Source organism: Nonomuraea sp. ZG12 (assembly GCF_052068115.1).
Lineage (GTDB): Bacteria > Actinomycetota > Actinomycetes > Streptosporangiales > Streptosporangiaceae > Nonomuraea.
The window spans coordinates 267,989-282,725 of the sequence record NZ_JBQHCW010000008.1 but is presented as its reverse complement, the minus strand read 5'-3'; the positions used below and the strand labels follow the sequence as shown (position 1 = coordinate 282,725).

19 protein-coding genes are annotated in these 14,737 nt (G+C 71.9%); 8 read left to right on the top strand and 11 right to left on the bottom strand.

Translation table 11 applies throughout. The annotated features are described in order from the left end of the window. Positions 1 to 14: 14 nt before the first annotated feature. From ACTMTF_RS24090 to ACTMTF_RS24080, 3 genes are all read right to left on the bottom strand, one after another. Positions 15 to 1,211 carry a site-2 protease family protein gene (locus ACTMTF_RS24090; RefSeq protein WP_441112697.1) on the bottom strand — a complete coding sequence of 399 codons (1,197 nt, stop codon included), beginning with the start codon at positions 1,209 to 1,211 and terminating at the stop codon, positions 15 to 17. 76 nt (positions 1,212 to 1,287) lie between these two features. Next, positions 1,288 to 2,115: an NAD(P)H-binding protein gene (locus tag ACTMTF_RS24085; protein WP_441112696.1), complete on the bottom strand. Its 828-nt coding sequence runs from the start codon at positions 2,113 to 2,115 to the stop codon at positions 1,288 to 1,290. A gap of 126 nt (positions 2,116 to 2,241) precedes the next feature. Further along, positions 2,242 to 2,925: a phosphotransferase enzyme family protein gene (locus ACTMTF_RS24080; RefSeq protein ID WP_441112779.1), complete on the bottom strand. Its 684-nt coding sequence runs from the start codon at positions 2,923 to 2,925 to the stop codon at positions 2,242 to 2,244. Between ACTMTF_RS24080 and ACTMTF_RS24075 the strand changes: the two genes are divergently transcribed. Continuing rightward, a complete protein-coding gene (locus tag ACTMTF_RS24075) occupies positions 2,836 to 3,039 on the top strand; it encodes a hypothetical protein (protein ID WP_441112780.1) in 204 nt (67 codons plus the stop codon). The two genes, ACTMTF_RS24080 and ACTMTF_RS24075, sit on opposite strands and share 90 nt — an antisense overlap. A gap of 155 nt (positions 3,040 to 3,194) precedes the next feature. Here ACTMTF_RS24075 and ACTMTF_RS24070 read toward each other — a convergent pair whose 3' ends face one another. Further along, positions 3,195 to 3,773, bottom strand: a complete 579-nt coding sequence (locus ACTMTF_RS24070; RefSeq protein ID WP_441112695.1) for a CGNR zinc finger domain-containing protein — start codon at positions 3,771 to 3,773, stop codon at positions 3,195 to 3,197. A gap of 37 nt (positions 3,774 to 3,810) precedes the next feature. On the opposite strand from ACTMTF_RS24070, the gene ACTMTF_RS24065 reads away from it, so the two are divergent. Continuing rightward, positions 3,811 to 4,689 (top strand): SCO6745 family protein, encoded by an 879-nt coding sequence (locus tag ACTMTF_RS24065; protein WP_441112694.1) that lies wholly within the window; start codon positions 3,811 to 3,813, stop codon positions 4,687 to 4,689. On the opposite strand, the gene ACTMTF_RS24060 is transcribed toward ACTMTF_RS24065, so the two are convergent. Continuing rightward, positions 4,690 to 5,031 carry a VOC family protein gene (locus ACTMTF_RS24060; RefSeq protein WP_441112693.1) on the bottom strand — a complete coding sequence of 114 codons (342 nt, stop codon included), beginning with the start codon at positions 5,029 to 5,031 and terminating at the stop codon, positions 4,690 to 4,692. It abuts the gene before it with no gap. An 85-nt stretch (positions 5,032 to 5,116) separates the two neighbouring features. On the opposite strand from ACTMTF_RS24060, the gene ACTMTF_RS24055 reads away from it, so the two are divergent. Together ACTMTF_RS24055 and ACTMTF_RS24050 are read left to right on the top strand one after the other, a co-directional pair. Then, entirely contained in the window at positions 5,117 to 5,446 is a 330-nt protein-coding gene (locus ACTMTF_RS24055) for an ArsR/SmtB family transcription factor (protein ID WP_441112692.1), read from the top strand. Beyond that, positions 5,443 to 5,862 (top strand): SRPBCC domain-containing protein, encoded by a 420-nt coding sequence (locus ACTMTF_RS24050; RefSeq protein WP_397013010.1) that lies wholly within the window; start codon positions 5,443 to 5,445, stop codon positions 5,860 to 5,862. The genes ACTMTF_RS24055 and ACTMTF_RS24050 overlap by 4 nt, the downstream gene beginning before the upstream one ends. On the opposite strand, the gene ACTMTF_RS24045 is transcribed toward ACTMTF_RS24050, so the two are convergent. The 4 genes from ACTMTF_RS24045 to ACTMTF_RS24030 are packed head-to-tail and all read right to left on the bottom strand — an operon-like array spanning position 5,859 to position 8,425. Then, positions 5,859 to 6,071 (bottom strand): hypothetical protein, encoded by a 213-nt coding sequence (locus ACTMTF_RS24045; RefSeq protein ID WP_397013012.1) that lies wholly within the window; start codon positions 6,069 to 6,071, stop codon positions 5,859 to 5,861. The two genes, ACTMTF_RS24050 and ACTMTF_RS24045, sit on opposite strands and share 4 nt — an antisense overlap. Before the next feature lie 3 nt (positions 6,072 to 6,074). Continuing rightward, the gene (locus tag ACTMTF_RS24040) at positions 6,075 to 6,803 is read right to left on the bottom strand and encodes an alpha/beta fold hydrolase (protein ID WP_441112691.1); all 729 of its coding nucleotides are present in this window, start codon (positions 6,801 to 6,803) and stop codon (positions 6,075 to 6,077) included. Further along, on the bottom strand, positions 6,800 to 7,411 hold the full coding sequence (locus ACTMTF_RS24035) for a LysE family translocator (protein ID WP_441112690.1): 612 nt from the start codon (positions 7,409 to 7,411) through the stop codon (positions 6,800 to 6,802). Before ACTMTF_RS24035 ends, ACTMTF_RS24040 begins: the two co-directional genes overlap by 4 nt. An 18-nt stretch (positions 7,412 to 7,429) precedes the next feature. Continuing rightward, positions 7,430 to 8,425, bottom strand: coding sequence for a helix-turn-helix transcriptional regulator (locus ACTMTF_RS24030; protein WP_441112689.1), 996 nt, complete (start codon positions 8,423 to 8,425; stop codon positions 7,430 to 7,432). Between ACTMTF_RS24030 and ACTMTF_RS24025 the strand changes: the two genes are divergently transcribed. Next, positions 8,424 to 9,230, top strand: coding sequence for a DeoR/GlpR family DNA-binding transcription regulator (locus ACTMTF_RS24025; RefSeq protein ID WP_441112688.1), 807 nt, complete (start codon positions 8,424 to 8,426; stop codon positions 9,228 to 9,230). The two genes, ACTMTF_RS24030 and ACTMTF_RS24025, sit on opposite strands and share 2 nt — an antisense overlap. After that, positions 9,116 to 10,369 (top strand): MFS transporter, encoded by a 1,254-nt coding sequence (locus tag ACTMTF_RS24020; RefSeq protein WP_441112687.1) that lies wholly within the window; start codon positions 9,116 to 9,118, stop codon positions 10,367 to 10,369. The genes ACTMTF_RS24025 and ACTMTF_RS24020 overlap by 115 nt, the downstream gene beginning before the upstream one ends. Here ACTMTF_RS24020 and ACTMTF_RS24015 read toward each other — a convergent pair. Beyond that, positions 10,366 to 11,127, bottom strand: coding sequence for a sulfite exporter TauE/SafE family protein (locus ACTMTF_RS24015; RefSeq protein ID WP_397013023.1), 762 nt, complete (start codon positions 11,125 to 11,127; stop codon positions 10,366 to 10,368). The two genes, ACTMTF_RS24020 and ACTMTF_RS24015, sit on opposite strands and share 4 nt — an antisense overlap. Positions 11,128 to 11,197: 70 nt before the next feature. Then, complete coding sequence (locus tag ACTMTF_RS24010) at positions 11,198 to 11,956, bottom strand: TetR/AcrR family transcriptional regulator (RefSeq protein ID WP_441112686.1); 759 nt, start codon at positions 11,954 to 11,956, stop codon at positions 11,198 to 11,200. A 45-nt stretch (positions 11,957 to 12,001) separates the two neighbouring features. On the opposite strand from ACTMTF_RS24010, the gene ACTMTF_RS24005 reads away from it, so the two are divergent. Beyond that, entirely contained in the window at positions 12,002 to 12,988 is a 987-nt protein-coding gene (locus ACTMTF_RS24005) for an ATP-binding cassette domain-containing protein (RefSeq protein ID WP_441112685.1), read from the top strand. A 117-nt stretch (positions 12,989 to 13,105) separates the two neighbouring features. After that, the gene (locus ACTMTF_RS24000; protein ID WP_441112684.1) at positions 13,106 to 13,909 is read left to right on the top strand and encodes an ABC transporter permease; all 804 of its coding nucleotides are present in this window, start codon (positions 13,106 to 13,108) and stop codon (positions 13,907 to 13,909) included. The last annotated feature ends 828 nt before the right edge of the window (positions 13,910 to 14,737 follow it).

Genomic DNA, 14,737 nt, shown 5'->3' with positions numbered 1-14,737 from the left:
TCCCAGGAGCCGGGTCAGACCGCCCGGCCATGATCATCGTGGTACGGCCCGGCGAGGTCGGCGCCGCGTGTTCTCAGGGCCGGGTTTCCCCCGTGCAGCTCGGCGGTCTGGATCATCCGGCTGATGTCGGTGGGGGTGAGCAGCCCGACCAGGCGACCGTCGGAGTCGAGCACCACGGCCCGCCCGTCCGCGCTGCCGCTCATCCGGGTCAGCAGCTCGGTCAGCGCCTCCTCGGGCCGGGCCCGCGGCACCTGATCGGGCGGGCAGGCGATGTCCCGCAACCTCAGGGAGGCCCGCCGGGCGGGGGCCACCTCACGGATGCGGTTGAGCGTCACCAGCCCGGCGAAGCCGCCGCCTGCGTCGACGAGGGGGTAGGTGGACAGGCGCTCGCGCATCACCACCCGGTCGATCAGCTCTTCCACGGTCTCGTCGGGATCGGCCACGATGGGCCGCGCCGTCATCGCGTCCGCGACCCGGACCCCGTACAGGGCGGTGCCGATCCTGCTCTGCTGCTCCTCGGCGCTGGCCGCGTTGACCAGGAAGAGGCCGATCAGGGCGAGCCACAGCCCCTCGAAGCCCAGACCGCTGACGACCTGCATGAAGCCCAGGGCGATGAGGACGTAGCCGAAGACGCGTCCGGCGCGTGCGCTGGCGATCGCCGCCCTCGCCCTGTCCCCCCACCGCGCCCACAGCGCCGCGCGCAGCACCCTGCCGCCGTCCAGCGGCGCGGCCGGGATCAGGTTGAACACGGCCAGCAGCACGTTGACGCCCGCCAGGTAGCCGAACATGCCGGCGACCAGGGGCGGGCCCACGGCCGCCGACAGCAGCGCCAGGCCGCCGAAGACCACCCCGGCCGCCAGGCTCGTCAGCGGGCCCACCACGGCGATCTTCAGGTCGGCGCCGGGCGAACGGGGCTCTCCGCGCAGCTCGGCCACACCGCCGAGCAGCCACAGCGTGATCTGTGACACCTCGATGCCGTGCCGCCGGGCCGTCAGCGCGTGCGCGAGCTCGTGCGCCAGCAGCGAGGCCAGGAACAGCACCGCCGACGCCAGCCCGGCCAGCACGTAGGCCACCGGGGACAGGCCCGGGTACACGGCGGGGAAGCGCCCGAAAGCCAGCCCGAACACCAGGATCACCACGATGAACAGCACGCTGATGTTGAGCCCGACCGAGACGCCCCCGATGCGGCCCAGACTGATCGACGAGCGCATCTCTCCTCCACGGATATCCGAGTCAGCTCCCATTACCCCCATTCGGGGGCAACACGCGGAGGTCGGAGGAGGTTCGTCACGGGCCGCCGAAAGCGGCGGCGTGCTCCCGGACCCACTGCGCGAACGTCCGCGCCGGCCTCCCGGTGACCTCCTCCACCGTCGGCAGCACGGTGTAACCGGCCACCGGCGGATCGGTGCGCATGGTCAGGAAGAACTCGACGTCCTCGTCCGAGTAGCCCGCCTGCCGCCACTCCTTGACGATCTCGTCACGACTCAACTCGACATAACGCACCTCACGCCCGAGAACCTCGGCGATGGTGCGTACCTTCTCCGGTGGGGTGAGCGCCTGCGGACCGGTCAGCCAGTACTCCCGCCCCGCGTGCCCGTCACTGGTCAGCGCGACGGCGGCCACCGCGGCGATGTCCGCCTCGTGGATCATGGCGCTCCTGGCCTCCGGGAACGCCTCACGCACCACGCCCTCGGCCTTGACCGACCCGGCCCACTCCAGGGCGTTGGACATGAACTCCACCGGGGCGAGATGAGTCCACTCCAGACCGCTCGCCTCGATCGCCTCCTCCAGCGGGCCCTTGGTCACCTCGCCCCGCAGCACCGTCACTTTGCGCACGCCGGCCTTCATCGCCAGGTCCACGATGTCGGGGCCGTTGGCGAGCGGGCTGAAGTCCGCGCCGTCGAAGCCGATCAGGTGCACGGCGGTGGCGCCATCGAAGGCCGCGGCCAGATCGGCGGTGTCCGTCAGATCGGCCGCCACCACCTGCGCGCCCGCGGGCAGGCTCGCCCTGGCGGGGTCACGGGTGAGGGCGCGGACCTGGTGCCCGGCGACCAGCAACTGCTCGACGAGAGGGCGTCCGACGTTGCCGGTGGCGCCCGCCACGACAATGGTCATGGAGATCTCCTTCCGTTTCGGCACGACGTTAGGACGGATCGCGGTCACGTCGTGTCCGCGATCGGTTGCGAGCCTGGTTCCGGGTTGGAGATTTCGGCGCTGCCGCTCCGCTTGCTCGCCCCTCACTCAGCCAGGGGTATCCGGGCCTTCGCGATCGAGCGCCGTTCTGATCTGGTCGAGCCACTCTGTGCCCAGCCGGCGCCCGTTCGGGAGCTGGTCGTCCCGATCCCAGCGCCATGCCGTGATCATCGCCAGCACGAGGATCCGGCACTCGCGCAGCAACTCCTGATCGACACCCGGATAGTGCGCGCCGACCTCTTCGGGCGCATGGGCGAGGTCGAATTCGACGGGCCCGCGGCAGCATGTCTCGAAATCTATGAACAGCGGCCCGTCCCGCGTGGTGAGCAGGTTGCCAGGGTGCGGCTCGCCGTGCAGCAGCTGCTCGGCGCCGCCGCGCTCGCCGATCGTTCGTCTCAGGCGTCGTAAGGTGTCGGCGAGCAGCTCACGGTCCGCGTCGGCGAGCGCCGGAGTGCGGTCGGGGCTCGCCACGAGTCGCCGGGCCTGCTCGACTCGATCCGTGAAGTGCGGCGTCGGGACATCGAGCTTGCGCATGCCGGCGTGCAACCGCTCGAGCGCCCCGGCGTAGCCGGCCGGTGAGACCTCTTGAGGTGACCCGGGTTCGTAGAAGGTCCACAGGGTGACCTCGAAACCATCACGCTCATGGACACGTGGCGGCACCCGAGGCTCAAGGGCGGCCACGGGGCACCCGGACTCGGCGAGCCGCTGAGCGAGCTCGACCTCGAACCGCAGGACCTGATCGCCTGCATGGGCCACCCGGGCGAGCACGTCACAGGGCAGCAGACGCAGAGCGAGCTTGTTCGAGTCGTGAAGGACGACGGCGTCGTCGACCGTCAGATCGAGTGATGAGGCCGTCGACATGGCCGCGGCCATCGCACGCGAGACATCTGACGCCTGCATCGTCGCCCGGCCACCTCTCCCTTGAACGCTTCCGGTGCTCTCCCAGCGGTGCCGCCTGGGCACCCTACCAAGTCGCCGACGATGGCCGCCGTCACGGGCGATCAGGCTCTGCGGCGGGCCCGGTAGGCGCTGGCCTTGGCGCGGTTCTGGCAGGACAGGCCGCAGAACCTGCGGGAGGCGTTGCGGGTGACGTCGAAGAAGACCAGGTCGCATCCGTCCGCCTCACACGAGCGGAGCCGTACCCCCTGACCGACGCCGATCACCATGGCCAGGGCGGTGGCCGCGCTCGCGGCCCAGGCGTCGACCAGGCCGGCGTCCTCGCGGTGGAAGGTGAGCACCGGAGGATCCCCCTGGACGTGGGGGACGGCGCCGTGCCGGGTCAGGGCCGCGTTCAACGCGCCCAGCTGCGGGGCCGGGCCGAAGACCGGGCGCAGCTCCGCCGCCACCTCCGCCAGCCCGTCGGCGTCGGCGGCCGTCACCGGCCCGCGCGGGCTCAGCTCGCCTGCCTTGGCGCCGATGGCGGACAGGCGGGCGGACCGGTCGGCGGGCGGCTGGAGCCGGCGGCCGTGCGCCCGGTCGACGGACAACGTGTTGATCAGCGTGACCGCCACCTCCACCCAGCGGCCGACATAACTGTCTATTTGGGATTGACCAGTGATGCGCCATGCCTCTATCGTCACTGTTATATCTTATCTAGACAGTGAGGGATTTTTCGCGATGTCTGATGTTTCGCGGCTTGCCCGCAGCATGTGGCACCAAATGGAGCCGATCCACGCCGTGTTGTACTTCTCGCCCGAGGGCTTCGAGGAGGCCGCGGCGCTCGGCTACGACGTGGAGACGCGCTGGCCGAGCTACTTCGCCTACCGCACCGCACCACTGGGGGCCGTGGGCCCGAGAGCGACCGCCGCCGCCTGCTACAGCTTCAGCCCGAGCATGATCCAGGAGCACGTGACCGGCCTCTGGGACACCGCCTCGCCTGCCCAGGTCCTGCAGGCCAGGCTGACAGCGGTCGAGCGTACGTACCGCGCGCTGCTGGGCGATCGGGTGGCGGGACCGGAGGTGGCGGAGGCGGCCGAGCTGGCCAGGCGGGCCGCCGAGAGCACGGCCGTGGCCGCGCGGCCGTTCGCCGCCGCCAACCTCGACCTGCCCTGGCCCGAGGAGCCGCTGCTCGCGCTCTGGCATGCGGCCACGGTGCTGCGCGAGCACCGTGGCGACGGCCACCTGGCCGCGCTGCTGACGGCGGACCTGGATCCGTGTGAGTCACTGGTCTCCTTCGCCGCGATCGGCGCGGCCCCCGTGGCGAACTTCGCCGGGCGCGGCTGGAGCGAGCAGGAGTGGGCCGCCGCGCACGAGCGCCTCACCGCGCGCGGCCTGGTCGACCCCTCGGGGCAGGCGACCGAGCGGGGGCGGGCGCTGCGCGACCAGGTGGAGCGGATGACCGACGAGCTGGCCGCAGCACCGTGGCGGGCCCTGGGCGAGGAGCGCGCCCAGCGCCTGGCCGTACTCGCCGGGCCGGTCCTGGGCGCCGTCTTCGGAGCGGGCCTGCTGCCGATGACCAGCACCCTCGGCATCGCGACCGTCAAGGCCCCGGACTGATCACGCGAACCCGGGGGCCGGCTGCCAGAGCCCGATGACGGTGCCCTGGTCGTCGGTGCAGGTGCAACCGCGGCCGGACTTGCTGTCCAGCATCTCCCCTGTCGTGCCGCCGAGCCGGCGCGCCCGCTCGGCGGACGCGTCGATGTCGGCCACGTGGTAATAGAGGTTGGGCTGCGACGACGGGCCGCCCGCGGTGAAGCCCATGGGCACCGCCGTGTTGGTGACGTGCAGGTACGTCTCGTGCTCCCGGCTGAACTCCCAGGCGAACAACGCGCCGTAGAAGGCCGCCGCCCGGTCGAGGTCGCCGACGGACAAGGTGTAGTAGCCGAGCTCGACGGCCATACGGTTCCTCCGCAATGATTAGCGCTATCGTGAACTATTAACACCATAGCGAAAGCAGTCAACGATTAACAGCAACGTTAACCATGTGGACGCGACCCTGGCCGCGCTGGCCGATCCCACCCGGCGCAAGGTGATCGACCTGCTGCGCGACGGCCCGCGCCCGGCCGGCGAGCTGGCCCAGGCCGTCCAGATGAGCGCGCCCGCGCTGAGCAGGCACCTGCGCGTGCTGCGGGCGGGCGGCCTGGTGCGGGCGGAGGCCGGCGGTGACGACGCCCGCCTGCGCCTGTACTCCCTGCGGCAGGAGCCGTTCACCGCCTTGCAGGCGTGGCTGGACCAGGTTCAGGCGTTCTGGGCCGAACAGCTCGGCTCGTTCAAGGACCACGTCGAAGCCGCCCGGGAGGGCGATGCGCGATGAGCTCGGTCCAGGCCGTCGTCACCGTGCCGGTCGACCCCGGCACCGCCTTCCGCGTCTTCACCGACGAGATCGACCGCTGGTACGTACGCGGCCCGTACAGCTGGACCGACCCGGAGCGCGCGGTCGGGATCCGGTTCGAGGACGGGTTCCTCCGCGAGATGTGGTCGGACGGCGGCCATGTCGACACCGGCCGGATCGTCGCCTGGGAGCCGCCGCACCGCCTCGTCTGGGCGGACCTGCTCAACCCGACCGGCCGGATGGAGATCGAGGTCGCCTTCACCGCCGTCGAGGGCGGCACGCGGGTGCTGCTGGAGCACCGGGGGCTGGACACGCTGCCCCCCGCCGTGGCGGCGCGGATCAGGCGCGGCTACTCCTGGAACATCGTGCTCGGCTGGTTCGCCGGGCAGTGGAGCTAGCGTTTGCCGTACTTCTTGTGCACGGCCTGCTTGCTCACCCCGATCGCGTTCGCGATCTGCGCCCAGGCCAGGCCGGCCACCCGGGCCCGCCGCACGTGGACGGCCTCGATCCGCTCGAGCTCGTGGCGCAGCGCGGTGGTGGCCTCCAGCGCGCGCAGCGGATCGTCGTCCTGGGCCTGCCGCATCAGCGTCGCCAGATCGCTCGTCATGCTCTAAAGGTAGTCCAGCAGCAGCCCGGTGACCTCCGCAGGCCGTTCCAGCGCGGGCAGGTGCCCGGCCCAGTCCAGCTCGACCAGCTCGGCGTGCGGCAGCTCGGCGGCGATGTGGCGGGCGCTGCGCCGGAAGAACTCCAGGTCGTACGGGCCGGTGACGACCAGCGCGGGCGCCTGGATCGCGCCGAGGTCGTAGCCGGGCCGGAACTGCGACGGCTCGGGGTCGGCGGCGAGCTGCATGGTGAAGGCGTGGTGCTGCATGGCGACCACCCGCCGCCTGGTCTCGTCGTCGGCCTCCGGGCCGAGCCAGGTGCGGGCGTTCAGCTCGGCGGCGCCCTGCGCGTCGCCCGCCTCCAGCAGCCGGTCCTCCTCCTCGGCGAACGCCGTGAGGTCCGGGGTCCTGGGCAGGTCGGAGCCGGGGTTCATGAGCACCAGCCGGGTGGCGAGGTGGGCCAGCTCCAGGGCGACGGAGCAACCGTACGACGCGCCGACCAGCGCGGCCCGCGACACGCCGAGCACGGCGAGGATTTCCGCCACGTCACCCGAGTCGCTGTACGGCTCCGCCGCCGCGTAGGGCGTGTGGCCGAATCCGCGGTAGTCCACTCTGATCACCCGGAAGCGCTCGGCGAGCGGCTGCCACTGCGCGTCCCACATGCCGGCGTCGGCCGCGCTCGAAGCCAGCAGAACCACCGGCTCACCGGAGCCCGCCTCTTCGTACCAGATCGTCACTTGGCCTCCAGGACCAGTCGTATGCCGAAACCGATGAGAACGACGCCCGAGACGCGCTCCAGGCGGCGCCTGACCTCCGGGCGGCCGAAGAAAGCCTTGGCCGTGGCCACCGCCCAGATGAGCGCGGCGTACCAGAGCAGGTCGACCAGCACCCACACGACGGCGAGCACGGCCAGAGTGAGGGGGATGTTCTGCCCCTGCGGCACGAACTGCGGCAGGAACGACATCGCGAACACCGCCGCCTTGGGGTTGGCCACGCAGGTGCCCAGCCCGACGAGGTAGGACCTGCCCCGGCCGGGCACGGCCAGGGGTTCGGCCGCCGGCCGGTCCTTACGCGCCTGCCAAAGTGCCTGCGCACCCATCACGACCAGCACGATCGCGCCGACGACGCGCATCAGGTCGTAGGCCGCCTGCGAGGCCAGCAGGAGCGCGGACAGCCCGAAGGCGGCGGCCAGCCCCCACAGCAGGATGCCGGTCTCGTTGCCTAGCGTGGCCGCCAGGCCGGAGCCGCGCCCGGCGCGCAGCGTCTGCCTGAGGATGATCGCGGTGCTGACGCCCGGGACCATGGCCACCAGCAGGCACGCACCGATGAAGGCGACGAGGTACATGCCGGGCATCGTTTCAGATCAGGCCGGGATTCCCCCATACATTTTTCCGAGCTCCGCGACCGACTCGGCCATGAGGGCGCGCAGTTCGGGCGGGCCGAGCACCTCCACGCTCGCGCCCATGCGCAGCAGCAGCCAGCGGGCGTAGGTGAGGGACTCGACGGGCACGGTCAGGGTCCGCCAGCCTTCCGCGTCGGGCGCCGTATCGGACGCTGTGCCGTCGGCCAGTGCCGCGGCCACCACGTCGGCGCCCATCGTGTAGGAGAGCAGCTCCTCCATGCCGGGGGCCAGCTTGATCTCCGCCGTCGCGGTGTACATCCGCTCGCGGAACTCCGCCGCGTACGCCTTCCAGAACTGTCCCAGCTCGAAGTCCGGCGGCGGGTCGAAGTGGCCGGGCAGCGTCCGCACGGTGAGGACGCGCGCCACCCGGTAGGTGCGCGGGCTCGCGCCGGGCGGGGCGGCGACCATGTACCAGGAGCCGCCCTTGAGCACCAGCCCGTACGGGTGGACCACCCGCTCGACCTCCTGCTTGCCCCAGCGCCGGTAGGTCATCAGCAGCGGCCGCTGCTCCCACACCGCCTCCGACACCTCGCTCAGATGCGGCACGTCGTCGGCGCTGCGATACCAGCCGGGCACGTCCAGCAGGAACCGCTCGCGCATCCGTGCGGCGTGTGAGCGCGGCTCGGGCGGCAGCGCGGCCAGCAGCTTCAGCTCGGCGTTGGCCGCCACCTCCGCGAGCCCCAGCTCTGCGGCCGGTCCCGGCAGCCCGGCCAGGAACAGCGACGACGCCTCCGCCACCGTCAGGCCGTTCAGCCTGGTGCGGTAGCCGTCGAGCAGCTGGTAGCCGCCTGCGGGCCCCCGGTCGGCGTAGACCGGCACGCCGGCCGACGACAGCGCCTCCACGTCGCGGTAGACCGTCCGGACCGACACCTCCAGCTCTTCGGCCAGCTCGGGCGCGGTCATGCGGCCGCGCGTCTGCAGGAGCAACAGGAGGGAGAGCAGACGGCTGGCACGCATGCTGTCATTGTATTGCGCACATTTCCTGTGTTTATATGAACATATGGAGCGTTTACATCTCATCATGAACAGGCTGCGCACCAACGACTCCGTCTCCGTCGCCGAGCTGGCCGAGGAGCACGGCGTGTCCGACATGACGATCAGGCGTGACCTGGACGAGCTCGCCCAGCAGGGCGTCGTCCGCCGGATCAGGGGCGGCGCGCTGTCGCTGCTGCTGCGCGGCGAGGAGCCGCCGTTCGGCATCCGCGAGCGGGAGGCGGTCGAGGTCAAGCAGCGGATCGGCGCCGAGACGGCCGCGTTGATCGCCGACGGGGAGGCGGTGGTGCTCGACGGCGGCACGACCGCGCTGGAGGTGGCGCGCAGCCTGCTGGACCGCCGCCTGACCGTGCTGCCGCTGGCGTTGCAGGCGGTGTCGCTGCTCGCCGCCGCGCCGCGCGTGCGGCTCGTCCTCCCAGGAGGAGAGGTACGGCCCGGCGAGCTGAACTTCATGGGCCCGCTCACCGAGAGCTCGATCAGGGCGCTGCGCTTCGACACGGCGGTCATCGGCTGCTGCGGGCTGTCGTCCGAGCACGGGCTGACCGCGCACGACCTGCCCGAGGTGGCGGTCAAGCAGGCGGCCATCGCCGCCGCCCGCCGGGTGATCGCGGTCTGCGACTCGGGCAAGTTCACCCGGACGGCGTTCGGCGCCGTGTGCCCCATCTCGCGGCTGGACGTGGTGGTGACCGACGACGCCGTCCCGCGCGACCAGCACGACGCGCTGCTCGCCGCGGGCGTCACCGTCCGGCTGGTCAAGGAGCTCGCGTGACGCCGCTGCGGCGGGCCCGCGTCGCCGTCTACCTGCTGTTCCTGCTCGCCGGGGCGGCCGTCGGCACCTGGACGGCCCGGATCCCGGCCATCAAGGAGGGCCTCGGGATCGGCGACGGGCAGCTCAGCCTGGCGCTGCTGGCCATCGCGGCCGGGGCCGTCGCCGGCATGCAGGGGGTGGGCCGCCTGGTGGACCGCTACGGCAGCTCCCCTGTCATGCTCCCCGCCGCCCTGCTGCAGGGCGTGATGCTGGTGCCCGCCGCGTACGCGCCGAACCTGCTCACGCTGGCGGTGGCGTTGTTCGGCTTCGGCATCGTGCACGGGGTGCTGGACGTGTCCATGAACGCCAACGCCGTGGAGGTGGAGCTGGCGTGGGGAAAGCCGATCATGTCGTCGTTCCACGCCGTGTTCAGCATCGGCGGGTTCGCGGGCGCCACGCTCGGCGGCGTGTTCGCGCATGCCGGGCTGTCCCCCGCCGCGACGTTCTGGACAGGCGGCCTGGTGATCGCCGCGCTCGCCGCGTGGGCGGCCCGCTGGGCGCTGCGCTCGGCCCCGGCGCGCACGGCCACGGCGGGAGAAGAGGCCGGGCATCCCCGGCGGATCGTGTTCCTCGGCGTGCTGGCGTTCTGCTGCCTGGTGGGCGAGGGCGCGGCGGCCGACTGGAGCTCGGTCTACCTGCGCGAGGACCTGGGCTCCTCCGCCGGGTTCGCCGCCGCCGGGTACGCCGCGTTCGCCGCCATGATGACGGCCGGGCGGCTGGCCGGGGACCGGCTGGCGGCGCGGTTCGGCCCGGTGCCGCTGGTGCGGGCCTGCGGGCTGCTGGCCGCCTCCGGGCTCGGCGTGTCACTGCTGGCCGGACATCCGGTGGCGGCGGTGATCGGGTTCGGCTGCTTCGGCGCGGGCCTGTCGTGCATCGTGCCCCAGGTGTTCTCCGCCGCCGGCCACCGCGACCCGGCGTACGCGGGCAGGGCGCTGGCCAGGGTGGCGAGCATCGGCTATCTGGGCTTCCTGTCGGGGCCGGTGCTCATCGGCGCCGCCGCCGAGCTCACCGGTCTCCCGCGCGCCCTGGCCCTGCCGGCGCTGCTGGCCGCCTTCGTGGCCCTGGCCGCCACCGCGCTGCGCACACGGGTGCGGGCCTAGCCGAACTGCTGCCAGGCCATCCTGGTCACCATCGCCGCCACCACGCACAGCAGGATGATCCGGACGAACCCCGTACCGCGTCTGATGGCCATCCTCGCGCCGAGCTGCGCGCCCGCGATGTTGAACGCGGCCATACCCAGTCCCAGCCCCCACAGCACGTGCCCCTGCGCCCCGAACACGAAGAGCGCGCCCAGGTTCGTCCCGGTGTTGATGATCTTCGACGTGGCGGACGCGGACACGAAGTCGAGCCCGAGGATCGTGGTGAACGCGATGATCAGGAACGTCCCCGTACCCGGCCCCATGATCCCGTCGTAGAACGCGATGCCGACCCCCGCGACGGCCACCGCGACAGCGACCCGCGCGTTGGTGCGCAGGTGCGGATGCGCCACCGCGCCGAGCGCCGGCCGCAGCGTCACGAAGGCGGCCACGCCGAGCAGGATCACCATCACCGCCGGCCGCAGCACCTCGGCCGAGATCGCCGCCGCGGCCGAGGCGCCGAGCCCGGCGCTCAGCATCGCCAGCCCGGCTCCCGGCAGTGCCACCTGCCGGTCGAACTTGGCGGTCAGCGCATAGGTGACGGCCGCCGAGGCGGTCCCGAAGACGGAGGAGAACTTGTTGGTCGCCATGGCCTGCACGGGCGGGATGCCGGCCACCATCAGCGCGGGCAGTTGCAGCAGCCCGCCGCCGCCCACGACGGCGTCCACCCATCCCGCCCCCGCCGCCGCCACCAGCAACACGAGCACCTGTTCCAGCGGCACGCGACTCTCCGATTTCCCCCGATAAACCCCAAGAGACCCTATAACCCCGCCTTTTTTCGCCGGATACCGCCTAGGGACGTCGTGCGTTGAGCGCCTCGATCCCGTCGAGCAGCAGGTTGAGGCCGAACACGAAGTCGGCGTCCTCCACCCAGCCCTCGGCCCCCCGGAAGACCCCTGAGTGCACCGCGGCCGACAGGGCGGGGTAGCTCAGCGGATCGAGCACCTCGGCCAGCACCTCGCCGTATTCGGCCGCCCCGCCGATCCCGCCCTCGTCCGGCCCGCCCGCCTCCGCGCTCATGCCGTGCGCGCTCATGCCATGCGTGAGCGTGGCGTCGGACAGCGCGTAGCCGGTCAGCGCCGTGGCCGCCCTCACCTTCTCCCCCTCGTCGAGCGCGGTGCCGGCGAGCGCGTCCAGTGCCCGGTCCAGCCACAGCATGCGCCTGGGCCCCATCGGCGGGGTCATCCGGTCGAGGGACAGCAGCCACGGGCGTTCGAGCAGGAAGTCGCGATTGGCCCGCGTCCACAAGGCGAGATAGTCGCGCCAGGACAGCTCGCCGCGCGCGGGCGGCGCGGGGACGGCGCTGTCGGCCATCACGGTCAGCAACTCGTCCTTGCTGCCGACGTACCGGTACAGCGCCATGGTCGCCACGCCCACCCGGGCCGCCACGCTGCCCATGGAGACCCCGGTCAGCCCTTCGGTGTCGGCGAGCTCGATGGCGGCGGAGACGATCCGGGCCAGGTCCAGCCGTGGACGCGGCCCCCGGCGCGTCAGCGGCTCCCGCCCCCACATACGCGCCACGACGGGTGGCAACGCGCGCTCCTGTGCCATCTGACTCCCTTCACAGAACTGCGTACGTCATATAGCTTAGTATCTATGTACGGCATACACAGTACGACGCACGCAGTAGGCGGGGCGGCGATTCAGGCTCGCGGCCTGCACAAATCCTTCGGCGCCACCCATGTCCTCACCGGCGTCGACCTGACCGTCCCTGCGGGCACCCTGCAGGCCCTCCTCGGGCCGAACGGGTCCGGCAAGACGACGACCGTCCGGATCCTGACGACCCTGCTCGCCCCCGACCGCGGCACCGCCACCGTCGGGGGCCACGACGTCATCCGTGACAGCGCCGCCGTGCGCCGCGACATCGGCCTGACAGCCCAGCAGGCCACCGTCGACGACCTGCTCACCGGCAGGGAGAACCTGGAGTTGTTCGCCGGCCTCTACCACCTGGGCAGACGCGAGGCCCGCCGCCGGGCGGCCGAACTCCTCGACCGCTTCGACCTCGCCGCCGCCGCCGACCGCCGGGCCGCCACCTATTCAGGCGGCATGCGCCGCCGCCTGGACCTCGCGGCCAGCATGGTCGCCGCCCCCAGGATCCTCTTCCTGGACGAGCCCACCACCGGCCTCGACCCGCGCAGCCGGGCCGAGCTGTGGTCGGTGATCCGCGAACTGCTCGCCGCCGGCACCACCATCCTGCTGACCACCCAGTATCTGGAGGAGGCGGACCAGCTCGCGGACCGCATCGCGGTGATCGACGCCGGCCGCGTCGTCGCCGACGACACCCCCGCCGCGCTCAAACGCCAGGTGGGCTCCGAACGCCTGGCTCTCCGCCTGGCCCACGCCGACGACCTCCCCCGCGCCGCCGCCACCCTGGCCTCGGGCGACGCCGGCCCGCACCTCGACCCGGACGCCCGCGAGCTCACCCTCGCGGTCCAGAACCCCGACCACCTGCGCCACACCCTCGACCTCCTCCACCGGGCGGGCATCACGGTCGACCAGGTGGAGCTGCGCACCCCCACCCTGGACGACGTCTTCTTCGAGCTCACGGCGGCCACCACTCCCCCGACCCCCGCTACCCCATGACCCGGTGACCCCGCGACCCCCGTGATTCCCAGACCCCGCCCATGACCCTGACCCCGTGACCTGCTCCCACGAACCCGCGTCGCACCCCCTTTCCCGCCAACCCGAATCGGAGCCGGCATGACCACCACCACAGCGCCCAACCGCGCCCCCTCCCTCGCGACGAGCCTCGCCGACCTGCGCCGCCTCGTCACCCGCACACTGCGCCACGAGGCCCGCACGCTGGACGCCCTCATGGTGAACATCGCCCTGCCGGTCCTCATCATGATCATCTTCGTGTACGTCTTCGGCGGCGCGATCACCACCGGATCCAGCGGCCTGGCGTACATCGACTTCGTCGTCCCCACCGTCCTGCTCATGGCCGGCGGCTACGGCGCCGCGCTGTCCGCCGTCAACATCGCCGAAGAGATGACCGGAGGCATGATCGACCGCTTCCGCACCCTCCCCATCAGCGCCTGGACCCTCCCCGCCAGCCACGTCATCGCCTCACTGGTCCGCAACGTGGCCGCGACCGCGTGCGCCCTGACCGCGGCCATCCTCCTGGGCTTCCGCCCCAACGCCACCGCCACCGACTGGGCCCTCGTACTGGCCCTCATCACCGGCTACATCCTGGCGGTGTCCGCCATCGCGATGCTGTGGGGCCTGCTCGTCACCTCACCACAGGCGGCGGGTGCCTTCAGCTTCGTCGTCATCTTCTTCCCGTACCTGTCCGACGGCGTCGTCCCGGCGGAGACCATGCCGGCACTACTGCGCGGCTTCGCCGAGCACCAGCCCACCACCCCCATGGTGGAAACCCTCCGAGCCCTGCTGCTCGACCTGCCACTGGGCAACTCCGGCTGGCTGTCCGCAGCCTGGCTGACTGCGGGCGTGGTCATCAGCATGCCCATCGCCGCCCTCCTCTTCCGCCGCCGCACCGCCACATGACCCGCCCCTATCCCACCCTCGCCTCCCCTATCCAGACCCTCGCCTCCACCTCACCGCCTCCACCTCACCGGTTGAAGGGCGAGAGCAGGGCGGGAGGGGGAGCCCCCTGGCCTCTCGCCGCCGGCCGCTCGCCACCCGTCGTTGCCACCCTCGACCTACAGCCCATCGCTACCCGCACGCTCCCCGCCGGCTCGTCGCGCATCGCCCGGACTGCTCACCATCCGTCACCCGCCGTTCGCACTCCTGGCCGCCCATCGCCCCACCACTCACCGCCCCACCACTCATCGAACACTGCGAGTCCCGGAGATCACCGACTACCGATAGCCGCTCGCAGTTGTCGCTTGTCGCTTGTCGCGATCAGGGGTACGGCTCTGAACCGACGCGCGCAGACGCCTGCGACGGCCTACCTCCTCCGAGACCCACAGGACTCAGCAGGCAGCCGCCGTACGCCCTACAAGGCATGCTGTCGCCCGTAGGCCAACCGCTGCGTGTGGGACGCGGATTCGGCGGTCGGCGCGTGAGCGCCGGGCCGCGATCGCGCTGAACGGACGGACAGCCGGCCAGGGGCAGCCAGATTCTCACCAGTTGCACCCGTGGCGCACCAGGCCGCTCAGCTGCTACGACGAGCAGCTCGTCAACCTGGCCGAGCCCCGCGAACTGGCCGCCCAGGCGAAGAACGGGCAGCGGAGCAGGGACACCGTCATCGGCGCGATCACTTCCAAGAGGCTCGATCGGGTCTCCGCAGCACATAACTCCCGCCGGCCGACCCCGGCAACGAGTCTCGCCTGCACTGTCACGCTGACCTCGCGGGCCTGGTCAGCAGCGTGC

Coding starts and splice junctions, on each gene's coding strand:
- ACTMTF_RS24005 (WP_441112685.1), top strand. CDS start 12,002: ATGTACGGCATACACAGTACGACGCACGCAGTAGGCGGGGCGGCGATT.
- ACTMTF_RS24065 (WP_441112694.1), top strand. CDS start 3,811: ATGTCTGATGTTTCGCGGCTTGCCCGCAGCATGTGGCACCAAATGGAG.
- ACTMTF_RS24085 (WP_441112696.1), bottom strand. CDS start 2,115: ATGACCATTGTCGTGGCGGGCGCCACCGGCAACGTCGGACGCCCTCTC.
- ACTMTF_RS24035 (WP_441112690.1), bottom strand. CDS start 7,411: ATGTACCTCGTCGCCTTCATCGGTGCGTGCCTGCTGGTGGCCATGGTC.
- ACTMTF_RS24025 (WP_441112688.1), top strand. CDS start 8,424: ATGCTGTCATTGTATTGCGCACATTTCCTGTGTTTATATGAACATATG.
- ACTMTF_RS24045 (WP_397013012.1), bottom strand. CDS start 6,071: ATGACGAGCGATCTGGCGACGCTGATGCGGCAGGCCCAGGACGACGAT.
- ACTMTF_RS24030 (WP_441112689.1), bottom strand. CDS start 8,425: ATGCGTGCCAGCCGTCTGCTCTCCCTCCTGTTGCTCCTGCAGACGCGC.
- ACTMTF_RS24000 (WP_441112684.1), top strand. CDS start 13,106: ATGACCACCACCACAGCGCCCAACCGCGCCCCCTCCCTCGCGACGAGC.
- ACTMTF_RS24010 (WP_441112686.1), bottom strand. CDS start 11,956: ATGGCACAGGAGCGCGCGTTGCCACCCGTCGTGGCGCGTATGTGGGGG.
- ACTMTF_RS24090 (WP_441112697.1), bottom strand. CDS start 1,211: ATGCGCTCGTCGATCAGTCTGGGCCGCATCGGGGGCGTCTCGGTCGGG.
- ACTMTF_RS24060 (WP_441112693.1), bottom strand. CDS start 5,031: ATGGCCGTCGAGCTCGGCTACTACACCTTGTCCGTCGGCGACCTCGAC.
- ACTMTF_RS24050 (WP_397013010.1), top strand. CDS start 5,443: ATGAGCTCGGTCCAGGCCGTCGTCACCGTGCCGGTCGACCCCGGCACC.
- ACTMTF_RS24075 (WP_441112780.1), top strand. CDS start 2,836: ATGGACACGTGGCGGCACCCGAGGCTCAAGGGCGGCCACGGGGCACCC.